Origin of the sequence: Arthrobacter sp. MYb214 (assembly GCF_002979865.1) — a bacterium.
Classification (GTDB): domain Bacteria; phylum Actinomycetota; class Actinomycetes; order Actinomycetales; family Micrococcaceae; genus Glutamicibacter.
This window is the reverse complement of record NZ_PCPZ01000001.1, coordinates 80,272-100,071: the sequence shown is the minus strand read 5'-3', so window position 1 is coordinate 100,071 and position 19,800 is coordinate 80,272. Positions and strand designations below refer to the sequence as shown.

Sequence of the window (19,800 nt, the reverse complement as noted above, 5' to 3'; positions counted from 1 at the left end):
CTAGATGAGGGGTTCTGGCCGTTCACCTGCCATTCACTGGGACCACACCCGATTTTTACCTACCCGGTTTTTATGGCGTTACGCGATTCTGGCCAAGGAACTGATCCAGCAAGTCGGCTAACGGCTTCGGCGCGAAGCCGGTCGCTTGCAATTTTGCGGTGTCCAGCGTGCTGTTCGCCGGCCGGGGTGCCAACTGCGGCCGGCCCAAGGCATACTCCCGGGTGGAAACCGGCTGCACGGAATCCGGGTCATGGCCGCACAAGGCGAAGACCTCGCGGGCAACCTGGTACCAGCTGGCGGGTTCGCCGCCACCCTGCAGGTGATAGGTCCCCGGGGCGCTGCCGGCATCAATCAAATGCATGATGCCGCGGGCCAGCTCGCTGGCGAAGGTCAACCGGCCGATTTGGTCATCGACCACCCTGGGCGCGATTCCCTGCTCGGCGAGCCGGCGCATGGTAGACACGAAATTGTTGCCCTGCCCGATAACCCAGCTGGTGCGCACCACATAGTTTCTGGTGTGGGCCAGCACGGCCTGCTCGCCGGCGGCCTTGCTTTGGCCGTAGACTCCGAGCGGCGCGATCGGATGCAACTCATCAACCTCGCGTTGCGCGCCATCGAACACATAGTCGGTGGACACATGCACCAGCGGCACCCCCCGCTCGGCGCATCGTGACGCCAGCTGGCGCACGGCCACGGCATTGACCTGCCACGCTTCGGCACTGCCCGCAGGGGTTTGCGCCCGGTCCACTGAGGTCATCGCCGCCGCGTTGACCACGTGGCTGCAATTTGCAAGGTCCAGCGATGCCGCGAAGCCCGGGGACTGCAAGTCGGTCTGGGCGCGGGTATACAAAGCGATCCGTTCATCTGACTTCGCCAGCTGGGCGAAGGCACGTCCGAGCTGACCGTTCCCGCCGAGCACCGCAATTTTCTTGGGCTGCACTGGTTTCGCCTGCGCCAGCGGTGGGTGCTCCTTGTCCGCCTGTGAAACTATGGCCTCATCCAAGCTGATGGGCCAGGGGATGTCCAAATCCGGGTCGGCCAGATTGACGTAGCTGTATTCCAACCGGGCTGGCTCGGTCCAGTGCTCGGTGACCAGGTAGGAGTACACGGTATTCGAGGCCAAGGTCTGGAAGGCGTTGGCCACCCCGCGGGGCACGAAGACCGCTTGGCCTTCGCCCACCTGAGCGGTGAACAGCCTGCCGAAACCGTGCCCGGGACGCAGGTCCACCCAGGCGCCGAAGATCTCCCCAGACAGCACCGAAATGTATTTGTCCCATGGCTCGGCGTGCAATCCGCGAGTGGTCCCGCGCTGGCCATTGAAGGAGACATTGTTCTGCACCGGACGGAAGTCCGGCAAACCCGCAGCCACCATTTTCTCCCGCTGCCAGTTCTCCTTGAACCAGCCGCGCTCATCGCGGTGCACCGGCAGGCTGACCACTTTGAGTCCCTGAATCGGGCTGTCCTCTACCCGTAGCTGTGCCGCGCCGCCCATCAGCTGGCAACCTTGAACGCATCGGCCTGCTGCGCATAGCGCTGCTCGGTCTGTGCCTTGGCCGGCTCCCACCAGGAGCGGTGCTGACGGTACCAGCCAATGGCCTGCTCCAGGCCCTGCACCAGGTCGGTGTACCGCGGCTGCCAGCCAAGCTCGGTGCGCAGCACCGTGGAATCGATGGCATAGCGCAGGTCATGGCCGGCCCGGTCGGCCACCGCATCGAAGTCATCGGCTTTCCTGCCCATCAGCTCCAGAATCAGGGCGAGCACTTCGCGGTTGCTCTTCTCTCCGTCCGCACCAATCAAATAGGTGCGCCCGGTCTGGCCCGCTTCCAGAATGAGCTGCACCGCCGAGGAGTGGTCGCTGGCGTGGATCCAATCGCGCACGTTTGTTCCATTGCTGTAGAGCTTGGGCCGCAATCCCCCCAGGACGTTGGTGATCTGCCGCGGGATGAACTTCTCCACATGCTGGTACGGCCCGTAGTTGTTCGAGCAGTTGGATAGCGTCGCCTCGATCCCGAAGGAACGGACCCAGGCCTTGACCAGCAGGTCGCTGGAGGCTTTGGTAGCCGAATAAGGGCTGGATGGCTTGTAGGGCGTGGTTTCGGTGAAGCGCTGCGGATCATCGAGTTCCAGGTCTCCATAGACCTCGTCGGTGGAAATATGGTGCAGGCGCACACCGTGGTTGCGCACGGCTTCCAGGAGTTCGAAAGTTCCCAAGACATTGGAATTCACGAAGCTGCGCGGGTCATGCAAGGAATTATCGTTGTGCGTCTCTGCCGCGAAGTGGACCACAGCATCATGCTGCGGCACCAGTTCGTTGACCAACACGTAGTCGCAGATGTCGCCAACAACAAGGTTGACGCGTTTGCTGTCCAAGCCTTCCAGCGACTGCCGGTTGGCGGCGTAGGTCATCTTATCCAATACGGTGATTTCACTGTCGGAATGCGCAATCATATGGTGCACGAAATTTGCCCCAATGAATCCTGCTCCCCCAGTTACAAGGATTCTTTTCATCTCACCAATGTAGCCAGTGGGCACCGCGGCCAAGCAGCTTCCTAGCAATTCTCGAGTATGACTACTCTGACAAGATCGCTGCCCGCTTCATTAGGCTCGATAGCCATGAGGGGAATAATTCTAGCTGGGGGAACCGGGTCTCGTTTGCACCCGATCACGCGAGGCATCTCAAAGCAATTGGTGCCTGTCTTCGACAAGCCGATGATCTACTATCCGCTGACCACGCTGATGCTCGCTGGAATCAGGGACATCCTGGTCATCACGACGCCGCAGGATGAGGGGCAGTTCAAGTCCTTGCTCGGCGATGGCTCGCAGTTCGGCATCAATCTGTCCTATGCCGTGCAAGCCCGGCCTGAAGGCCTGGCCCAAGCGTTCATACTTGGCGCCGAGCACATCGGAGGGGAATCCGTGGCGCTGGTGCTGGGTGACAACATCTTCCATGGACCGGGGTTCGGCACCCAGTTGGGAAGCTACGCCGACCAGACCGGCGCGACGATCTTCGGCTACTGGGTCAAGGATCCCAGGTCCTACGGCGTCGTCGAGTTCGATAGCTCCGGAAGGGCCGTATCGCTGGAAGAGAAGCCGCTGGACCCGAAAAGCCACTACGCTGTTCCGGGATTGTACTTCTACGACAATTCCGTGGTTGGCAAAGCCCGGACATTGCAGCCTTCGGCCCGTGGAGAGCTTGAGATCACCGACATCAACCGCTTGTACCTCGAAGAGGGCAACCTCAACGTCACGGTGCTGGCCCGCGGAACTGCGTGGCTTGATACCGGAACCTTCGATTCGCTCAACGACGCCTCCAACTTCGTGCGCACTGTCGAAGCGCGGCAGGGTTTGAAGATCGGTTCTCCCGAGGAAGTTGCATGGCGCCAGGGGTTCATCTGCGATGACCAGTTGCGCACTTTGGGCCGGGAGTTGGGCAAGAGCGGGTATGGCGATTACTTGCTTCAGCTGGCAGAAAACAGTTTCGTCGATCCCCATCATTCAACGCGTCCTGCCGCTATGCCGGCTATCAGCTGATATTCGAGGGCTTCGCGGCTTCCGGACGCCGTTGGCACCCGGAAGCAGTGCGCTGGCTAGCGCGTCGAGCGCAGCGAGAAGAACAGGAAGCTCAAGAACGCGTCGCGTTCACGCAAGGCTTCTGGAATCACGCCTTCGGGCGCATCCTTGGCATACGGCGGCTCCCAAACACGCTCCACCGCGAACCCTGCGGAGATCAGTGCCTTCATAGTTTCATGCAAAGGCCGATGCCAATAGGTCAGTTCGGCAGGCTTCCCCTTGAAAGTCACTTCGTCGGTGTACTGGGTGAGCTGGAAGTAGTCCTTGCCTCGGTGGTTGAACGGGTAGAGAATCGGATGGTTCACCGACATGATGAGCCGGCCGCCGGGCTTGAGGACCCGGCGGACTTCCTCCAGTGCGTAGTCCCAGTCCGGCAAATAGTGGAACACCAAGGAAGCAATGGCATCGTCAAAACTGTTGTCGGCATACGGGAGCTTCTCCCCCAATGTCGCCACTTTCAGGTCGGCATCTTCGCCCAGCCGCTGGCGTGCCAGGTCCACCATTGCCCGGCTGGTGTCGAAGCCCGAGACGCTCGCTCCACGGCTCATGAGCTGTTCCGACAGCGGGCCGGCGCCGCAGCCGATATCCAGGATGTTCCGGCCGGCAACCTCTCCTGCCAGTTCCAAGGTGGCCGGCCGCTCATAGTAGGCGTTCAGCATGCTGAATTCGTTCTCGTCAGCGTAGTCCTGGGCGAAATCGTCGTAGTTGCTTTCCTGTGGCACGGGCGCGCTCCTTTGCATGGTTTTGCCCGAGCCTAGCAAAGGCTTCAACTAATCATTGGGAAAACACTCGACTGATCGAGTAACGCTTTGACTGCAATAGCCGCAATCGATCACAATCGCGTCCAGCCATAGTTTCTATTCCCAGTCCAGATTAGAATCAGCACATGGGACCGATCAGTGCCCATGCTCGTTCGACTTTCCATGGGGAGAAATTGAATAAATTAGTTCAGCGTTCACTCGCTGTCATCGCTTCGGGAGCACTTGTATTCTCCGGTGTCTCCGCGGCCTCGGCCGCTCCGTTGCCCACCAGCATTTCATCTGCCAGCATCGTTGCTGCGAAGAAAAAGGCTCCTGCGGTAACGATCAAGAAAATTGGCACGAAGACTGTCAAGGGTTCAGCCAAGGCAACCATCAAGCCTAGCTATTCCAAGGCAAAGAACGTGAAGATCAAGTCGGCGTTGCTGAAGGTGGTCAAGGGCAAGAAGACCGTCGCCAGCAAGAAGAAGTCCGTCAAGCTCGCAGCGGGCACCTACAAGGTCACCACCACGGTCAAGTACCAGCTCAAGGGCAAGACCTCGACCATTCAGAAGACGCAGACCTTGCTGGTGAAGAAGGCGGCCGCCAAGCGTTCCGTGAAGATGAGCGGGAAGGCGAAGAACTGCCCTGCGGGGTACCCGGTGAAGGGCAACCGCACCGGCAGCCAGAAGGAGTGGAAGTACCACGTCAAGGGACAGCGCTTCTACAACATCACGAAGCCAGAAGAATGCTTCAAGACTGCAGCTGATGCGCGCAAGGCCGGCTACCGGGCTTCGAAGCTCTAAACCTGCCTGGCTGGTATCCGACCCAGCAGACTGAAAAATCGACCTCGGTTGTTTCCCAAATGGGAAGCAACCGAGGTCGATTTATTGTGTGCAGATTATGCAGGCAGCCGCATGATTAGCGGGCTACCGAACCATCTACGTAATCATCCGAGGATGCATCCGAGATCCAGGAGAACAGCGAGCGCAGTTCGCGGCCGGTGGTCTCGATTGGGTGGGCTTCGCCCTTGGCGCGCAGTTCCTTGAACTCCGGAGCGCCGGCCTTCTGGTCTTCCATGAAGCGGTTGGCGAAAGCACCGGACTGGATATCAGCCAGCACAGCCTTCATGTTTTCCTTCACCTCTGGGGTGATCACGCGTGGGCCGGAGACGTAGTCGCCGTACTCAGCGGTGTCGGAGATCGACCAGCGCTGCTTGGCGATGCCGCCTTCCCACATCAGGTCAACGATCAGCTTCAGCTCGTGCAGCACCTCGAAGTAGGCGATTTCCGGCTTGTAGCCAGCTTCGGTCAGGACCTCGAAGCCGTACTGGACCAGCTGGGAGGTGCCACCGCAGAGCACAGCCTGCTCGCCGAACAGGTCGGTTTCGGTCTCTTCGGTGAAGGTGGTCTCGATAACGCCGGCACGGGTGCCGCCGATGCCTGCTGCGTAGGACAGTGCCAGTTCCTTGGCGCCGCCGGTGAAGTTCTGCTCCACGGCGATCAGGTCAGGGATGCCACGGCCGGCTTCGAATTCGCGGCGCACGGTGTGCCCTGGTGCCTTGGGAGCAACCAGTGCAACGTCGACGTTGGCTGGTGGCTGGATGAAGCCGAAGCGGATGTTGAAGCCGTGGCCGAAGAACAGCGCGTTGCCCTCTTCGAGGTGCTCGGCGATCGACTCGGTGTAGACCTGGGCCTGGACCTGGTCCGGGGTCAGGATCATGATGACATCTGCCCAAGCCGCTGCTTCGGCAACCGTAGCTACCTTCAGGCCTTCGGCCTCGGCCTTGGCACGGGACTTGGAGCCCTCAGCCAGGCCGACGATAACCTCGACGCCCGAGTCGCGCAGGCTCAGTGCGTGGGCGTGGCCCTGGGAGCCGTAGCCAATGACAGCTACTTTCTTGCCCTGGATGATCGAGAGGTCTGCGTCGTCTTCGTAGTACAGATCAGCCACTGTAATTCTCCTTATTTGTGCTTCTGGTAAAGAAGTCTTGTGCTTAGGCACTGTTGCTTTCTTCTAAGCTAGGTGCCAAATACCTAAATTTGTAGTTCGTGTCTCTTGAAGTCGTTGTGCGCTTAGGCGGACAGCGTCTTCAGGGCACGGTCGCTCATCGACTTGGTTCCGCGTCCCACGGCCAGCGTTCCGGCCTGGACGATCTCGCGGATGCCGAATGGCTCAAGTACTGCCAGCAGTGCTTCGATCTTCGCCGCATTGCCGGTGGCCTCAACGACCAGCGAGTCCGTGGATACGTCGATCACCGATGCGCGGAACAGCTCCGCGGCCTGGGTGACCTGCAGTCGCGTCGCCGCATCGGCGCGCACCTTGATCATGATGTGGTCACGCTGCACCGAGGTTTCCGGCAGCAGTTCCACGATCTTGATGACGTTGACCAGCTTGTTCAGCTGCTTGGTGACCTGCTCCAGGGAATCCCCTTCGGCGTCCACCACCACGGTCATGCGGCTGATGCCGGCAATTTCCGTGGGACCAACGGCCAGCGAGTGAATGTTGAAGGCACGGCGGGCGAAGAGGCTGGCGACGCGGGTGAGCACGCCGGGAACGTCTTCAACCAGTACCGAAAGCGTATGCTTTGCCATGTCCTAGTCCTCCTCTTCCCATTCAGGGGTCATGCCGCGGGCAATCTGGATCTGGTCGTTGCTGACTCCCGATGGGACCATTGGCCACACCATGGAGTCGGCCGAGACCACGAAGTCGATGACTACCGGACGGTCATTGATTTCCAATGCCTTCTGGATGGTCGCATCGATATCCTCGTCGCGTTCGCAGCGCAGGCCCACGCAGCCGTAGGCGTCGGCCAGCTTCACGAAGTCCGGAATCCGGGCGGTTCCGTGGCCGGTGTTCAAATCGGTGTTGGAGTAGCGGCCATCGTAGAACAGGGTCTGCCACTGGCGGACCATGCCCAGCGACGAGTTGTTGATGATGGCAACCTTGATGGGGATCCGGTTGATCACGCAGGTAGCCAGTTCCTGGTTGGTCATCTGGAAGCAGCCATCTCCGTCAATGGCCCAGACCACGCGGTCCGGCTGCGCCACCTTGGCGCCCATGGCGGCAGGCACCGAGTAGCCCATGGTGCCCAGGCCGGCGGAGTTCAGCCACGAGCGCGGGCGCTCGTACTTGACGAACTGCGCTGCCCACATCTGGTGCTGGCCCACGCCTGCCACGTAGACGCCTTTCGGACCGGTCAGCTCGCCGATGCGCCCAATGACGTTCTGCGGAGCCGAGAGGCCATCGTGGGTTTCGGTGTAGCCGATCGGGTAGGTTTCGCGCAGGCGGTTGAGCAGTCCCCACCAGCCAGCCAGATCCTGCTGGGCTTCGTTCTCGAAGCGCGAGGCGCAGGCCTCGTGCAGCTGCGGGATGATTTCATCCAGCGAGCCGACGATCGGCACATCGGCCACGCGGTTCTTGGAGATTTCCGCAGGATCGATATCGGCGTGGATCACCTTCGCGTTCGGCGCGAAGGTGGAGAGCACGCCGGTGACGCGGTCATCGAAGCGGGCGCCGAGGGTAATGAGCAAATCCGACTGCTGCAGTGCGGTGACCGCAGAGACGGCACCGTGCATGCCTGGCATGCCCACGTGCTGTTCATGCGAGTCCGGGAAGGCACCGCGTGCGGTCAGCGTAGTGACCACCGGAGCGTTGACGAATTCCGCGAATTCCTTGAGCTGCTCATGGGCGTTGGCCTTGATCACGCCACCGCCAACATACAGCACCGGGCGGGTTGCCGAAGCGATGAGCTTGGCGGCTTCGCGCAGCTGCTTGTTGTGTCCGCGGGTGACCACACGGTAGCCAGGCAGGTCGACCTTTGGCGGCCATGAGAAGGTCATGTCGCTCTGCTGGGCATCCTTGGTGATATCCACCAGCACCGGACCGGGACGGCCGGTCTGCGCCAGGTAGAACGCGCTGGCCAGCGTGCGCGGAATGTCTTCCGCGTTGGTGACCAGGAAAGCGTGCTTGGTAATCGGCATCGTGATGCCGACAATGTCTGCTTCCTGGAATGCGTCAGAGCCAATGAAAGCGCTATTGACCTGACCGGTGATTGCCACCATTGGTACCGAGTCCATATTGGCATCGGCCAGTGCGGTGACGAGGTTGGTTGCGCCTGGTCCGGAAGTAGCGATGCATACGCCCACTTCCCCGCTCACCATGGCGTAACCCTGTGCGGCATGGCCGGCACCCTGTTCGTGGCGGACCAAGATGTGGTTAATCTTGGTCGAATCCATCAGTGGATCATAGGTGGGAAGGATGGCCCCACCTGGTAATCCGAAGACGTCTTTGACGCCCAGTTCTTCCAGCGAGCGGACGATGGCTTGTGAGCCCGTCATCTGTGTGGGAGCAACGATATTATTCGGACCCTGTACCGGGTTCGAAGCCTCCACGACGGAAGAGACAGCGGCGGCGGCATCCTTGGTTCGATTGATTGACTTCGCAACCGACGCCGGATTGGCGGGTGTTGAGTTGCTCATCGGGATCCTTTCCATATCTATCTCTTCGTTTGCGCATAAAAAACGCCCCGCGGCCGTCACTACTGACGAAAGGGGGCTTGCGCGTTACCGACGTACTGTCCGTGGTGTTGGACAGTGCCTCAGGCTCCGCGCCTGATAACTAGTAGTACATCGGTGTTTGTTTGCATGCCTCTAGTTTTCTCCACCTCACGGCAAAGAGCAACTAGACACCCTGTTTATCTCATTATATGAGATGGATGTCCAAGCCTTGGACGCGACACCGCAAACAAGACTTGGTTTTTTCGCTTCATAGGCACCAAAAGCGCCTGTCGAAACGGGATTAGCTGGAGACAAGCACCAACTGCCGGGAATGCGCATCGCTCGCGCTGCGCACCCCTTGCTCCAAGGAAATCCCCTGCCATGCAGTTGGTTTCGCTTGCAGCGTTGAGCCGGGAAAGGCATGAGTTCCGTCGATGGCCACACGGGCGCATGGCTTGGCGACTCAATCAGCATCCTGGCTCATTAATCCCATTCTAGAAGTCAATATGACCAATCAGATAACCCATGACGAGCCGATGACACATTTCGATAAATGTTGCGACTGGTCAAATTGTCCAAAGTTATCGGTAGAGTATTAGTTATGGACAAGCGCCCAGACGAAAATCCAACCCAGCAGGTAAAGGCCCGCCTCCATGAGGCCTTCGACTCGCAGATCCCCAACTTCGCCAGCTACAATCTCGTGGCGGGCACCGGCATCGCCGGCTCCGGAGGGCTCAAGGTCATTGGATATCGGCGCCAACCAGCGGAACTGATTATTGCGCCAGTGAATGCCAGCAGCTTGGAAGCATCCGAGGATGCGATCAACATCAACAATACGAATGTGAACCAGCTCGCCGAGCTCAGCGATGGCGGCTACGAAATCGCGATCTCTTCGGGCCGGGTGTTCCGCTTCAGCATTCCCGAAGCGCCGAGCATCGACTTGCATGTCGATGATGCCATCAGCATTGGTGCCACCATTGACCAGAAATCAGATGCAGAGGACTTCGCTGATTTCATGGACCACTTCATGAACACCATCGAAGGCACCGAGAACTTCGTATAGCCAGCAAGAGAATTCCCGATAGCAAAGGCCATCCCGCCAGCTAGCTCCATTACGAGCTACGCGGCGAGATGGCCTTTTCGCTTACAAAGCCCCGGGATGATTCCCGCGGTAGTCGGAGGCGAGCAGCTGCCCTTCGACGGTGAGGATCTCAACCCGGTCCAACTCGATTGATTCGTAGCCGACGGAGGTCATGACCCGCTCGGCATAGCCGGCAGCACTGCCCTCCGCGATCCAATCACTGCCCTCCACCACAATGGCGAGCACGCCCTGGACCGGAGAGAGCCACCCCACGGTGGCGTACTGGATGGAATCCTGGGCGAATGAATGGAAGCCTGCGGCGCCCTGGCCATTGAGGTACTGGAAGATCTTCTGATCCGCCCATTCCTGGCGCCCTTCGACTTCCTGGAGGTTGTCGGCATACTTCGGCAAGGCCGCGATCTGCTGGCTCACGCTAGGAGTTTGCGCGGATGCTTCGAACTGGAGCGGGGCACAGCTGGCCAGGGACGAAGCCAGCACCAGGCCACCGGCGACCACACTGGCCCTGCGTAACGCATGGATGGCCGCGCCGTGCCGCTGGATACCGGCAGAAATTACTTGAAGCACCATGCAATCGAGCATAGCCAATGACCCGGACAATTCCACAGGAATCACCCTGCACGGATTCCACGCCGGCGGCGGGCCCGGAATCAGCCTTGCTCGACCTGGTACAGGGACATCCCTGCAGCCTGCATCACCAGCCACGGGCTGAAGGCCCAGGGGGTGGCGCGCAGGGCTTCACCGAGTTGTGCCGGATCCACCCAGCAGTAGTCCATGACTTCGTCCGGGTTAGCGGAGATCTCGCTGCCGATTATCGCGGTGAAGACCGGGCAGATTTCGTTTTCCACAATGCCCGAGGCATCCACGGCGCGATAGCGGAAGTCCGGCAGCGCCGATTCGATGCGGCTGACCTTGAAGCCGAGCTCATGGGCCGCGTGGCGCGTAATGGCTTCTTCGAAGCTCTCGCCGGGCTGGGGATGCCCGCAGAAGGAGTTCGTCCAGACCCCTGGCCAGGTCACCTTGGACAGGGCACGACGCGTCACCAGCACCTGGCCAGCTTGATTCTGCACATGGCAGGAGAATGCCTGGTGCAGCACGGTATCCGTGGTGTGAACCAATTCTTTCGGGTGCGTGCCAATAGGCTGGCCTTGATCCGAAAGCAAAATGACGTCCATTGAAATCCTTGAATCCCCATCCGGGTCTAGTAGGTGAAAAGTGCCGAAAAGATCAGGAGCATGGTCAGCAGGAAACCGCACAGGTAGTTGATCCACAAGAATCTCTTCCATCCTCGATTAACCGTACCCGAGCTTGCATCGCTGATTCCAAGATGGGGTAGGACGTTGAGCACATAGGCCAGGGCCAGCACCGCCGCCCAGCGGCCAAGGCCCGACAGGCCCACCGCCACGAGCGCTCCGGCCAGCAGGTAGGCGGCCAAGACCAGGTAGATGGTCGTGCGGGCCGACAAGGCGGTGGCGATCGAGGAGAGCCCGCCTTGGCGATCGGGAACAATATCCTGGATTGCGCCCAGGGCATGGCTGGCCATCCCCCAGAGCAGGAACGCGCCGAAGACCAGCCACTGTTCGGCCTGCACGCTGGCGCCAGCCAGCACCCACCCGTAGACCGCCGGAGAGACGAAGTGCACCGCGCTGGTCAGCGAGTCCAGCCCGGGCCTTTCCTTGAAACGCAGCCGCGGTGCGGAGTAGGCCAGCACCGCAAGGATGGACACGGCCAGAACGAGGTTGGCTGCGCCATCCCCGGCCGCCACGAGCACCGCGAGGAACGGCGCGGCGCACAGGACGCAGGCGACGAGCAGCGCCTTATGGCTCTGCCTGGACAGCAGCGCCCCCTCGATTCCTCCCTTGCGCGGATTGCGCAGGTCCGACTCGTAGTCGAAGACATCGTTCACGCCGTACATCAGCAGGTTGTAGGGGAAGAGGAAGAACACCGTGCCCAGGACCAAACGCCAATCGATCCCGCCGCCGGCCAGCAGATAGGCGGCGGCAAACGGGTAGGCGGTATTCACCCAGGAGATGGGGCGTGAGCTCAATACGATTCCGCGGATCATGAAGCGTCCTTTCTGTGGCTGCGGGCACCGAGCAGCCACCACAGCCCGGGAACCAGGAAGACCGCGCAGGCGGCGTAGAAGAAGTCTTCAATCGGGGCCAGGCCCAGATGCACCCCGGACAGCGTCCCGCTGCCGTAGCCGAACAGCCCGGCGTAGATCATCAGGTTGTCGAAGATCGCGGTGAGCACGAGCATCAAGGCCATGGCAGCGCCCAGCGGCTTGGCGACCGAGCGCAGGCGCTGCTTGCTGGCGGCCAGACCGGCGGCAAAGACGGCCATGGCCGCAAATAGGAAGCAGAAGCTCAATTCAAGGAACATGGTTCTCCCCTAACGTGCGCTTGGGTGCTTTCTGGTTCCGGTTGCGCAGCATTCCGGCCAGCACTGGCAGCCCGGTGAAGGCAATCATGGCGCAATAGCACAAGAAGACCAGGAAGAAGACTTCTTCCACAGGGAACTGCTCGCCCACCATGATTCCGGTCATGAGCTCTGATTCCTTGTGCAGGAAGATGCCCTGCCTGATGGCCAGCACATCCCAGAGCACGAAGAATCCGGTGCCCAGCCCCAGGGCCAGGATCCCGCGCACCGGGTGGCGGAAGATGAAGAGCTTTCCCTTCGCGTCCAGCAGCCCCATGCAGGCCAGCAGTGCCAGCAAGATGCCCAGGTAGATCATGCTCCTGCCTCCTGCCGCACCGTGGCCGCGAAGTTTTCGTCCATGGGCCCCGCGGCCTTGATCCCGAGCACCGCTTTGGCAGCCAGTTCCCCGCTGATCAGGCACATCGGCACGCCGATTCCAGGGCGCACGGTGCTGCCGGCATAGTGCAGCCCGCCCACCTTGGCGCTGCGGTTGCCCGGACGCAGCATGGCGCTTTGCCCCAGGGTATGGGCCAGGCCCAGCGCACCGCCTTTGAAGGCGCCGTACTGCTGGAGGAAGTCCCCCGGGCCGATGCTCTGGCGCACTACGATCCGCTCGCGAAGATCCTTGATGCCAGCCCATGCGGCCAGCTGGTCGATGGCCGCGTCGGCCACCGCTTCCACCGCGGCATCTCCTGCCCCATCGGCTGCGCCGATCCCCCATTCGGGCATGGCCGGAGCCGGAACCAGGATGAACAGGTTCTCGCAGCCTTCCGGGGCCACCGAGGGGTCGGTGGCACTGGGCTTGCAGACATAGATGCTGGTTTCCGCCTCCAGCATCCGCCCTTGGCGAATCCGCGAGAAATTCTCTTTCCAATCGGTGGTGAACAGCAAGTTGTGGTGCTCCAGCTGCGGCAGCTTGCCGCTGATGCCCAGGCAGAGCAGCACCGCGCTGGGGCCGGGGTCTTTGCGCTGGAAGCTCTTGGCGGTATGGGTCTGCAGCTCCTCGGGCAGCAAATGGCCTTCCAGGTGGCGCACATCGGCGGCTGCGATCACATGGGTCGCCGGGGTGCGCTGCTGCCTGCCGTGCGCGTCGATCCAGCGCACCGCGCTGACCCGTGGATTTTTTCCTGCGCTGGTTTCAATGGCCGTTGCGGTGGCGCCCAAATGGATGGCCGCGCCGTGTTTCCGTGCCAGTTCGGCCATGGCATCGGCAACGGCAGCGAAGCCTCCCATCGGGTATTTCACCCCGTCGGTGAGGTCCAGGTGGCTCATCAGCTGGTAGAGCGCAGGGGTGCGGCTCGGGCTGGAGCCCAGGAACACCGCCGGGTATCCGAGCAGCTGGCGGATCTCGTTGCTCGAAAAGCGCCGGGCGACATGGCTTTCCAGGCTGGAGGCCAGCAGCTGGGCCAGTTGCGGGGTCCGGCGCAGGATCCTTGGGTGCAGCAGGGAGGTGAGCGAGCTGAAATCGTCATAGAGGAAATGCTCCAAGGCCAATTCATAACCCTCCTTCGCTGTGCGCAGGTACCGCTCCAAGGCTGGGCCGCTGCCCGGTTCCAGGGCTTCGAAGAGTCCGCTGGCCGCAGCGCCGGTTCCGACATCCACCGGTTCTTCGCGGTCCTGGAAGAAGGTCCGGTAGCCGGTGGCCAGTTCGCGCAACTCCAGCTGTTCGCTGGCGCTGGTGCCCATGAGCTTGAACCAGTGCTCGAAGACCTCGGGCATCAGGTACCAGGAGGGGCCGGTGTCGAAGCGGAACCCGTCGCGCTCCAGGCGTCCGGAGCGACCGCCTGGATGCGGCTGCTGCTCGATCAAGGTGACCTTGCAGCCCCGGGCGGCGAGCAACCCGGCGCTGGCCAGGCCGGAGAATCCGCCCCCGATGACTACGACTTCTCTTTGTGCGTGGTTCATCTGCTTGCTACTTCCATTCTTGGCTTGCGGCCGGTGGTGCCCCGGGTGCCCAGCAGCACGCGGGCGGCGATCAGCGCCTTGCGCGGGGCGGAGACCGAGATGCGGGTGCGCAGCAGCTGGGAGGCCGGGGCCTTATCCAGCTGGGAGTTCAGTTCGCGGAACAGGTCATGGGCCAGGCGCACCGCCCGGGCAGCGGACGGGGCCAGGTAGGGCAGGCCGGCACGGGCCTGGGCCAGGTCCTGCTCGATCTGCGCAACCAGCTTCGCCTTGCTTGGCTCATCGAATCCTGCCGGGTCCAGGCCGGGAAAGTAGCTGCGTCCCAAATCTTCGCTGTCTTCCGCCAGGTCGCGCAGGAAGTTGACCTTCTGGAAGGCCGCGCCCAGGCTGCGGGCGGCGTGCTTGGCGCGCTGCGCCTGGGCAGGCGTCAAGTCCGGCGCGGCGGGCATCGCCTGGAAGACCTGCAGGCACATCAGCCCGATGACTTCGGCCGAGCCGTAGATGTAGTCCTGCAAGCTGCGCTCATCATGCTGCCCGGTGCCCAGGTCCGCGCGCATTGAGGCGAAGAACGGGGCGGTGAGCTCGGCGTGGATGCCGGTGGCCCGGGCGGAAATGGTGAAAGCGTGGACCACCATGTTGGTGCTGTACCCGCGTTCCATGGCGCGCAGGGTTTCTGCTTCCAGCTCGTCCAGGCAGGCGGCGATGGCCTGGTTGTCCAGGCCGGCCTGGCAGGCCACCCCGTCCACGATTTCATCGGCCAGGCGCACCAGCGCATAGATATTGGCGATGTGCCGGGCGCTGGCGGCATCCAGCAGCCTGCAGGCCAGCGAGAACGAGGTGGAGTATTCGCCCAGCACCACCCTGGCGCTGCGCTGGGCGGTGCGCGAATAGTGCTCCAAGGCGGCGGTGCCTGCGGTGCTGTTTGGGGAATTGTCAGGATTCATGGCGTTCAGCTGCTTCGATCCAGGATCAGGCCGGTGCATTCGCGCAGCAGCGTCCGGGCTTCCTCGGGCAGGTCCAGGAAGGCCGCGGAGCCGGTGGCCCGCGAGCACAGCTGCTGGGCCAGCTGCCGGGCGAAGCGCTCGGCCCCCTGCGCGGCCAGTTCCTGGCGGATCCGGCCGGCATCCACTGTTCCTTCGCGGAATCCGCCCAGCAGCTTGGCGAATTCGGGTTGCTCGCTGGCCAGGGCCAGCAAGATGGTGCTCTTGAATTCGCGCAAGTCCGATTCCACCGGCTTGCCGGTGCGTGCCGGGTCACCGAAGGTGCCCAGCACATCATCGATGATCTGGTAGGCCACCCCGAGCTGGCAGCCCACTGCACCGAGGGCCTCGGCCTGCCCGGGGTGCGCCCCGGCCAGCAGCGCTCCGGCCTGCAGCGGCAGCTGGAAGGAGTAGGCCGCGGTTTTCATCTGTTCCATGCGCAGCACCTGGCTGGTGGTGGCCGGAGCCGGGGCCAGCGAGTAGAGCAGGTCCTCGAGCTCTCCGGCCCCTGCCTGCTCGATGGCTTGGAAGAAGGCCTGCTGGACCCCGGCCTCGCTGTCGCTTCCGGCCGAGGCCCTGGCCGCAAGCTTGATCGCTTCGCTGATCAGCAGGTCCCCGGCGATGATTCCCACGGAATTGCCCGCATGCTCGGCATCGGCCCGGTTCCGGCCGCTGGCGATGGCGTGGTCGCGGTAGAGCGCCGAGATGGTCTTTTCCCCGCGGCGCACGAAGTCGCGGTCCACCACGTCGTCGTGGATCAGCAAGGCGGCGTGCAGCAACTCGAAGGCGCAGCCCAGGTCGATGGCGCGGGCCTCATTGCGGCCGCCGAAGGCACGGTAGCCGAGCATTACCAGCCCCGGGCGCATCAGCTTGCCGGTAGCCAGCCGTTCGGAGATCCGGGACCAGAGCAGCGCAGTCTGCGCGGAGTAGGCGGCGCTGCGGCGCTGGGCCTGCGTGGCCAGCAGTTCCAGCCGATCGCTGATGGCGCGCCGGGTGGGTGCATCGATGAGCCCGCCTGAGGCTGGCGCGCCAGCCGCTGCGGCCTGCGGGGCCTGGTGTGTGGTGGTGTGCATTCTCATGGTTCCCTACTGAAAGGATGTGGTGGGGTTTGCTTGGTTCTCTTCGCTGGTCACGGTGTCCCGCGTTTCCAGCTCTCGCCGGGCTTCTTCGAGCAGGGCGCCCAGATTCCTGCGGGACGGCTCGTCCAGCTGCGCGTAGAACGTGTGCAGCTTGCGCAGCAGCACCTGCCCTGGCCCGGTGGACACCGGGAAATTGCGCCCCGGGACTACCAGGGTGCGCCGCCGGTCCGCGGCATGGTGCCTTCTTTCAACCATCCCGCGGACTTCGAGCCGGTCCAGGACCGAGGTGATTCCTGCCGATGACACTCCCAGTTCGCGGGCCAGTTCCCCGGAGCTGGGCGTTTGCATGGAACGCAGCAGGTTCACCGCACGCAAATCTGTATCGTTCAGGTCAAGGCTGTGGCGCAGGCGCGCTTCGCTCAGTGCATAGGACCGCTGGAGCTTGAGCAACAACCGGAACACTTCCGAGGCAATCAGCGGACGTGAACAATCCATGATAACTTCTCTCGCGTAGTTGATATTTAGCTTTTCTAGATACATCATGGTTTAACTATCTCGTTTTGTCGACTCGAAGCGGGAAAATTTTCAACCGACATCAGGAGCACACGATGAGCAGTTCCACGGATTCCCCGAATTTTCCCTGTCGAGCCCCCGCGTCAGCAACATCCTGGGCACTGCCGGTGTTCACGGCGATTGCCCTGGTCCTGGCCATTGCCGTTTCATTCATCGGAAGCGGGGCCCTGGGCGGAACTCCGGTCCAGCAGGCAGCCGGCGGCTATCTGGGCGCTGACTCGACGCTGCTGGCCCCCGCGGGTCCGGCCTTCTCCATCTGGAGCGTGATCTACGCCGGGCTGGCCGTCTACGGCATCTTCCAGCTCACCCCCGCCGGACGCCGCTCGGCCTGGGCTGCCAAGCTGCGGATTCCCGCGCTGCTTTCCGCATTGCTGAACGCCGCATGGATTACCGTGGTCCAGCTGGGCTGGCTGGGGGCCAGCGTCGCGGTGATCTTCATCCTCGTCGCGTGCTTGGCCTGGATGCTGACCATCATGGTGACAGGCACCCCGTCTTCGCGCACCGAATACTGGATCATGTGGCTGACCTTCGGCATCTACCTGGGCTGGGTCTGCGTAGCCAGCATCGCCAACACCTCCGCATGGCTGCTCTCCCTGGGCTTTGGCCAGGACGCCTCCTGGGCACCAGGAGCGGCAGTGGCACTGCTGGTGGTCGCAGCGGCCATCGGGCTGGGCACCACCGCCTACTCGGGCAGGATCTTCACCGCCTTGGCCATCGCCTGGGGCCTGGGCTGGATCGGCGTGAGCCGGCTGTCCGGAACCAATCAGTCTGAACTGGCCGGGTACGCCGCGCTGGGCTGCGCCGCGCTGCTCCTGCTCGGATCCATGGTGATCGCCTGGCGCAAGCGCGGTGTTCGAACTCCATGAGCCTGATAGCAGTGACCGGAGCAACCGGATATATCGGCGGACGACTGGTGCCCCTGCTCTTGCGCAACGGGCACCAGGTCAGGGTTTTCACCCGTGACGCGCAGCGCCTGCGCGATACCCCGTGGCGCAGCCAAGTCGAGATCGTCGAGGGCGACCTGCAAGATGAGCACGCAGTGGCCAAGCTCTGCAAGGACGCGGACCTGCTCTACTACCTGGTGCATTCGATGTCCGGGACCCGGGATTTCGCGGCTCAGGAAAAAGCGTGCGCGCAGGTCATGGCGCAGGCCGTACGCGAACAGGACGTCAGCCAGCTGGTCTACCTTTCCGGGTTGCATCCTGCAGGTGAACTCAGCGAGCATCTGGCTTCGCGCGTGGCCGTGGGGCAGATCCTGTCAGCGGCCGCCAGCACCCTGGTGCTCCAGGCGGGCCTGGTGATCGGCTCCGGCTCGGCCAGTTTCGAAATGGTCAGGCACCTGAGCGATGTGCTGCCGGTGATGCCGGCCCCGCGCTGGGTACTGAACCAGGTCCAGCCCATCGCCATCCGCGACACCTTGCACTACCTGGCGGCCTGCGCCGAGCTGGCGCAGCCCGCGCAGGGAACCTATGACATCGGCGGCCCCGGCACCTACAGCTACGCGCAGCTGATGAAGATCTATGCCCAGGTGGCCGGCCTGCGCGAGCCGAAAGTCTGGCCATTGCCGCTGCTCACCCCGCGGCTGGCTTCGCACTGGGTGAATCTGGTGACGCCGCTGCCGCACACCCTGGCTTCCGCGCTGGTGCAGTCGCTGCAGCATGATTGCGTCATGGGCTCGCGGGACATCGATAAGCTGATTGCCCCGCCGGCCCAGGGCTTGTGCGATTATCCGCGAGCGGTGCAGCTGGCACTGGAGAAGATGGATGCCGACGCGGTGCAAACCAGTTGGGCTACCGCCCAGCCGATTTCGGCACCCGCCGAACCGCTGCCCTCTGATCCGGATTGGTCAGGGCGCAAGGCCTACACCGACATCCGCCGCATCAGCACCACGGCAACCGAGGCGCAGCTCTTCAGCGTGCTGCATCGGCTCGGCGGGGAATCACCGTATTTCGCCTTCCCCGCCCTGTGGAAGCTGCGCGGCTTGATGGACAAACTGGCAGGCGGCGTGGGGTCGCGGCGCGGACGCCGCTCGCACAGCACGCTGGCACTAGGAGATGTGGTGGATTGGTGGCGCGTGGAAGCCCTGGAGGAAAACAGCTTGCTGCGCTTGCGCGCGGAGATGCGTGCCCCGGGCCAGGCATGGCTGGATTACCGGATCGACAAGCGAGCTGACGGGCGAAGCGAACTGATCCAGCGAGCGGTGTTCTTCCCGCGGGGCTTGGCCGGACGCTGCTACTGGTGGGCGGTATACCCGTTCCATGGGGCCATTTTCCCGGTCACCATCAAGAACATTGTGCGCGATGCGGAAAAGCAGGCGGCTGGCTGAGGATCCAGCACGTCCCGGTACTAGTCCGCTTCGCCGGCAGTCGTTGAATCGAGGCTGCTTTCCAAGGCATCGGAGGTCCCGGCAAGGAACCGGATCACTACGTCCCGCTCCTCGGGGCTCATCGCGTTGGCCACTTCGAATCTCTTGGCATGGTGCCGCCCCACTTGCTCCCGTGCTGCCAGGTGGGTTTCCTCGGTGACCTCGACGCATTGCGAACGCCGGTCGGTTGGATGCCTGGTGCGCCGCACATGGCCGTGGGCTTCCAAGCGGTCAATCATCTTGGTGACCGATGCGCTGGAAATTCCCAGATACTGGCTCAGCGCACCCGGGGTGACGGATTGGCCCGCATGCTTGGCGGAGATCATCTTGCGGATCGCCCGCATGTCGGTTTCGTTCAGTTTCATGAACTGCTGGGAGCTGCGCATGATGCGGCGTTCGATCTGGCGCATCCGGCCCATTTCAGCCATGATGCGGTCGATTTGCTCCAGATTGGCAGGGGCTATGCCCGCCCGCTTGATCAGGTCCTGGCCAGGATCGGATTCAGAAAGCCCATACATGGTGGGCAGTTCCTTGGCTGCCATGGTGCCCCTCCTCCTCGGATCGCGGCCGCTTGCCTT

21 protein-coding genes and 1 pseudogene are annotated in these 19,800 nt (G+C 62.5%); 5 read left to right on the top strand and 17 right to left on the bottom strand.

Features of this window, described 5'->3' with window-relative positions:
* Nucleotides 1–70: 70 nt before the first annotated feature.
* Together rfbD and rfbB are read right to left on the bottom strand one after the other, a co-directional pair.
* Nucleotides 71–1,492 (bottom strand): dTDP-4-dehydrorhamnose reductase, encoded by a 1,422-nt coding sequence (gene rfbD / locus CQ012_RS00455; protein ID WP_105661118.1) that lies wholly within the window; start codon nt 1,490–1,492, stop codon nt 71–73.
* A complete protein-coding gene (gene rfbB, locus CQ012_RS00450) occupies nt 1,492–2,508 on the bottom strand; it encodes a dTDP-glucose 4,6-dehydratase (protein WP_105661550.1) in 1,017 nt (338 codons plus the stop codon). The genes rfbD and rfbB overlap by 1 nt, the downstream gene beginning before the upstream one ends.
* 105 nt (nt 2,509–2,613) lie before the next feature.
* On the opposite strand from rfbB, the gene rfbA reads away from it, so the two are divergent.
* On the top strand, nt 2,614–3,531 hold the full coding sequence (rfbA, locus tag CQ012_RS00445; protein ID WP_105658087.1) for a glucose-1-phosphate thymidylyltransferase RfbA: 918 nt from the start codon (nt 2,614–2,616) through the stop codon (nt 3,529–3,531).
* A 56-nt stretch (nt 3,532–3,587) separates the two neighbouring features.
* On the opposite strand, the gene CQ012_RS00440 is transcribed toward rfbA, so the two are convergent.
* Entirely contained in the window at nt 3,588–4,292 is a 705-nt protein-coding gene (locus tag CQ012_RS00440; RefSeq protein ID WP_131087980.1) for a class I SAM-dependent methyltransferase, read from the bottom strand.
* Nucleotides 4,293–4,456: 164 nt separating this feature from the next.
* Between CQ012_RS00440 and CQ012_RS00435 the strand changes: the two genes are divergently transcribed.
* A complete protein-coding gene (locus CQ012_RS00435; protein ID WP_105661116.1) occupies nt 4,457–5,113 on the top strand; it encodes a sunset domain-containing protein in 657 nt (218 codons plus the stop codon).
* A gap of 115 nt (nt 5,114–5,228) precedes the next feature.
* Here CQ012_RS00435 and ilvC read toward each other — a convergent pair whose 3' ends face one another.
* From ilvC to CQ012_RS00420, 3 genes are all read right to left on the bottom strand, one after another.
* Nucleotides 5,229–6,260, bottom strand: coding sequence for a ketol-acid reductoisomerase (gene ilvC / locus CQ012_RS00430; RefSeq protein ID WP_013348730.1), 1,032 nt, complete (start codon nt 6,258–6,260; stop codon nt 5,229–5,231).
* Between the two features lie 122 nt (nt 6,261–6,382).
* On the bottom strand, nt 6,383–6,901 hold the full coding sequence (ilvN, locus tag CQ012_RS00425; RefSeq protein ID WP_105658085.1) for an acetolactate synthase small subunit: 519 nt from the start codon (nt 6,899–6,901) through the stop codon (nt 6,383–6,385).
* 3 nt (nt 6,902–6,904) lie between these two features.
* A complete protein-coding gene (locus tag CQ012_RS00420; protein ID WP_105661115.1) occupies nt 6,905–8,788 on the bottom strand; it encodes an acetolactate synthase large subunit in 1,884 nt (627 codons plus the stop codon).
* Between the two features lie 619 nt (nt 8,789–9,407).
* Here CQ012_RS00420 and CQ012_RS00415 point away from each other — a divergent pair.
* Nucleotides 9,408–9,869, top strand: coding sequence for a hypothetical protein (locus CQ012_RS00415; protein ID WP_105658083.1), 462 nt, complete (start codon nt 9,408–9,410; stop codon nt 9,867–9,869).
* Nucleotides 9,870–9,950: 81 nt separating this feature from the next.
* Here the strand turns inward: CQ012_RS00415 and CQ012_RS00410 are convergent, their stop codons facing one another.
* The 10 genes and pseudogenes from CQ012_RS00410 to CQ012_RS00370 form a co-directional block, all read right to left on the bottom strand.
* On the bottom strand, nt 9,951–10,475 hold the full coding sequence (locus CQ012_RS00410; protein WP_133834691.1) for a hypothetical protein: 525 nt from the start codon (nt 10,473–10,475) through the stop codon (nt 9,951–9,953).
* A gap of 80 nt (nt 10,476–10,555) precedes the next feature.
* Nucleotides 10,556–11,080 (bottom strand): isopentenyl-diphosphate Delta-isomerase, encoded by a 525-nt coding sequence (idi, locus tag CQ012_RS00405; protein WP_105661113.1) that lies wholly within the window; start codon nt 11,078–11,080, stop codon nt 10,556–10,558.
* Nucleotides 11,081–11,106: 26 nt separating this feature from the next.
* A complete protein-coding gene (locus CQ012_RS00400; protein WP_105661112.1) occupies nt 11,107–11,970 on the bottom strand; it encodes a prenyltransferase in 864 nt (287 codons plus the stop codon).
* Complete coding sequence (locus CQ012_RS00395; protein WP_105658079.1) at nt 11,967–12,287, bottom strand: lycopene cyclase domain-containing protein; 321 nt, start codon at nt 12,285–12,287, stop codon at nt 11,967–11,969. The genes CQ012_RS00400 and CQ012_RS00395 overlap by 4 nt, the downstream gene beginning before the upstream one ends.
* Nucleotides 12,277–12,639, bottom strand: coding sequence for a lycopene cyclase domain-containing protein (locus tag CQ012_RS00390; protein WP_105661111.1), 363 nt, complete (start codon nt 12,637–12,639; stop codon nt 12,277–12,279). The genes CQ012_RS00395 and CQ012_RS00390 overlap by 11 nt, the downstream gene beginning before the upstream one ends.
* On the bottom strand, nt 12,636–14,162 hold the full coding sequence (crtI, locus tag CQ012_RS00385; protein WP_353616142.1) for a phytoene desaturase family protein: 1,527 nt from the start codon (nt 14,160–14,162) through the stop codon (nt 12,636–12,638). The genes CQ012_RS00390 and crtI overlap by 4 nt, the downstream gene beginning before the upstream one ends.
* A 3-nt stretch (nt 14,163–14,165) precedes the next feature.
* A pseudogene (locus CQ012_RS17955) lies at nt 14,166–14,234 on the bottom strand (hypothetical protein); the annotation flags it as partial.
* A complete protein-coding gene (locus CQ012_RS00380; protein ID WP_105661109.1) occupies nt 14,225–15,169 on the bottom strand; it encodes a phytoene/squalene synthase family protein in 945 nt (314 codons plus the stop codon). The pseudogene CQ012_RS17955 and the gene CQ012_RS00380, both read right to left, overlap by 10 nt.
* A 5-nt stretch (nt 15,170–15,174) precedes the next feature.
* Nucleotides 15,175–16,278 (bottom strand): polyprenyl synthetase family protein, encoded by a 1,104-nt coding sequence (locus CQ012_RS00375; protein WP_286134524.1) that lies wholly within the window; start codon nt 16,276–16,278, stop codon nt 15,175–15,177.
* A 12-nt stretch (nt 16,279–16,290) separates the two neighbouring features.
* Complete coding sequence (locus tag CQ012_RS00370; RefSeq protein WP_181148977.1) at nt 16,291–16,779, bottom strand: MarR family transcriptional regulator; 489 nt, start codon at nt 16,777–16,779, stop codon at nt 16,291–16,293.
* 185 nt (nt 16,780–16,964) lie between these two features.
* Here CQ012_RS00370 and CQ012_RS00365 point away from each other — a divergent pair, with 185 nt between their 5' ends.
* Nucleotides 16,965–17,723 carry a TspO-related membrane protein gene (locus CQ012_RS00365; RefSeq protein WP_105661106.1) on the top strand — a complete coding sequence of 253 codons (759 nt, stop codon included), beginning with the start codon at nt 16,965–16,967 and terminating at the stop codon, nt 17,721–17,723.
* Between the two features lie 11 nt (nt 17,724–17,734).
* A complete protein-coding gene (locus CQ012_RS00360) occupies nt 17,735–19,183 on the top strand; it encodes an SDR family oxidoreductase (RefSeq protein ID WP_286134523.1) in 1,449 nt (482 codons plus the stop codon).
* A gap of 20 nt (nt 19,184–19,203) precedes the next feature.
* On the opposite strand, the gene CQ012_RS00355 is transcribed toward CQ012_RS00360, so the two are convergent.
* Complete coding sequence (locus tag CQ012_RS00355; RefSeq protein ID WP_105658071.1) at nt 19,204–19,764, bottom strand: MarR family winged helix-turn-helix transcriptional regulator; 561 nt, start codon at nt 19,762–19,764, stop codon at nt 19,204–19,206.
* Between the last annotated feature and the right edge of the window lie 36 nt (nt 19,765–19,800).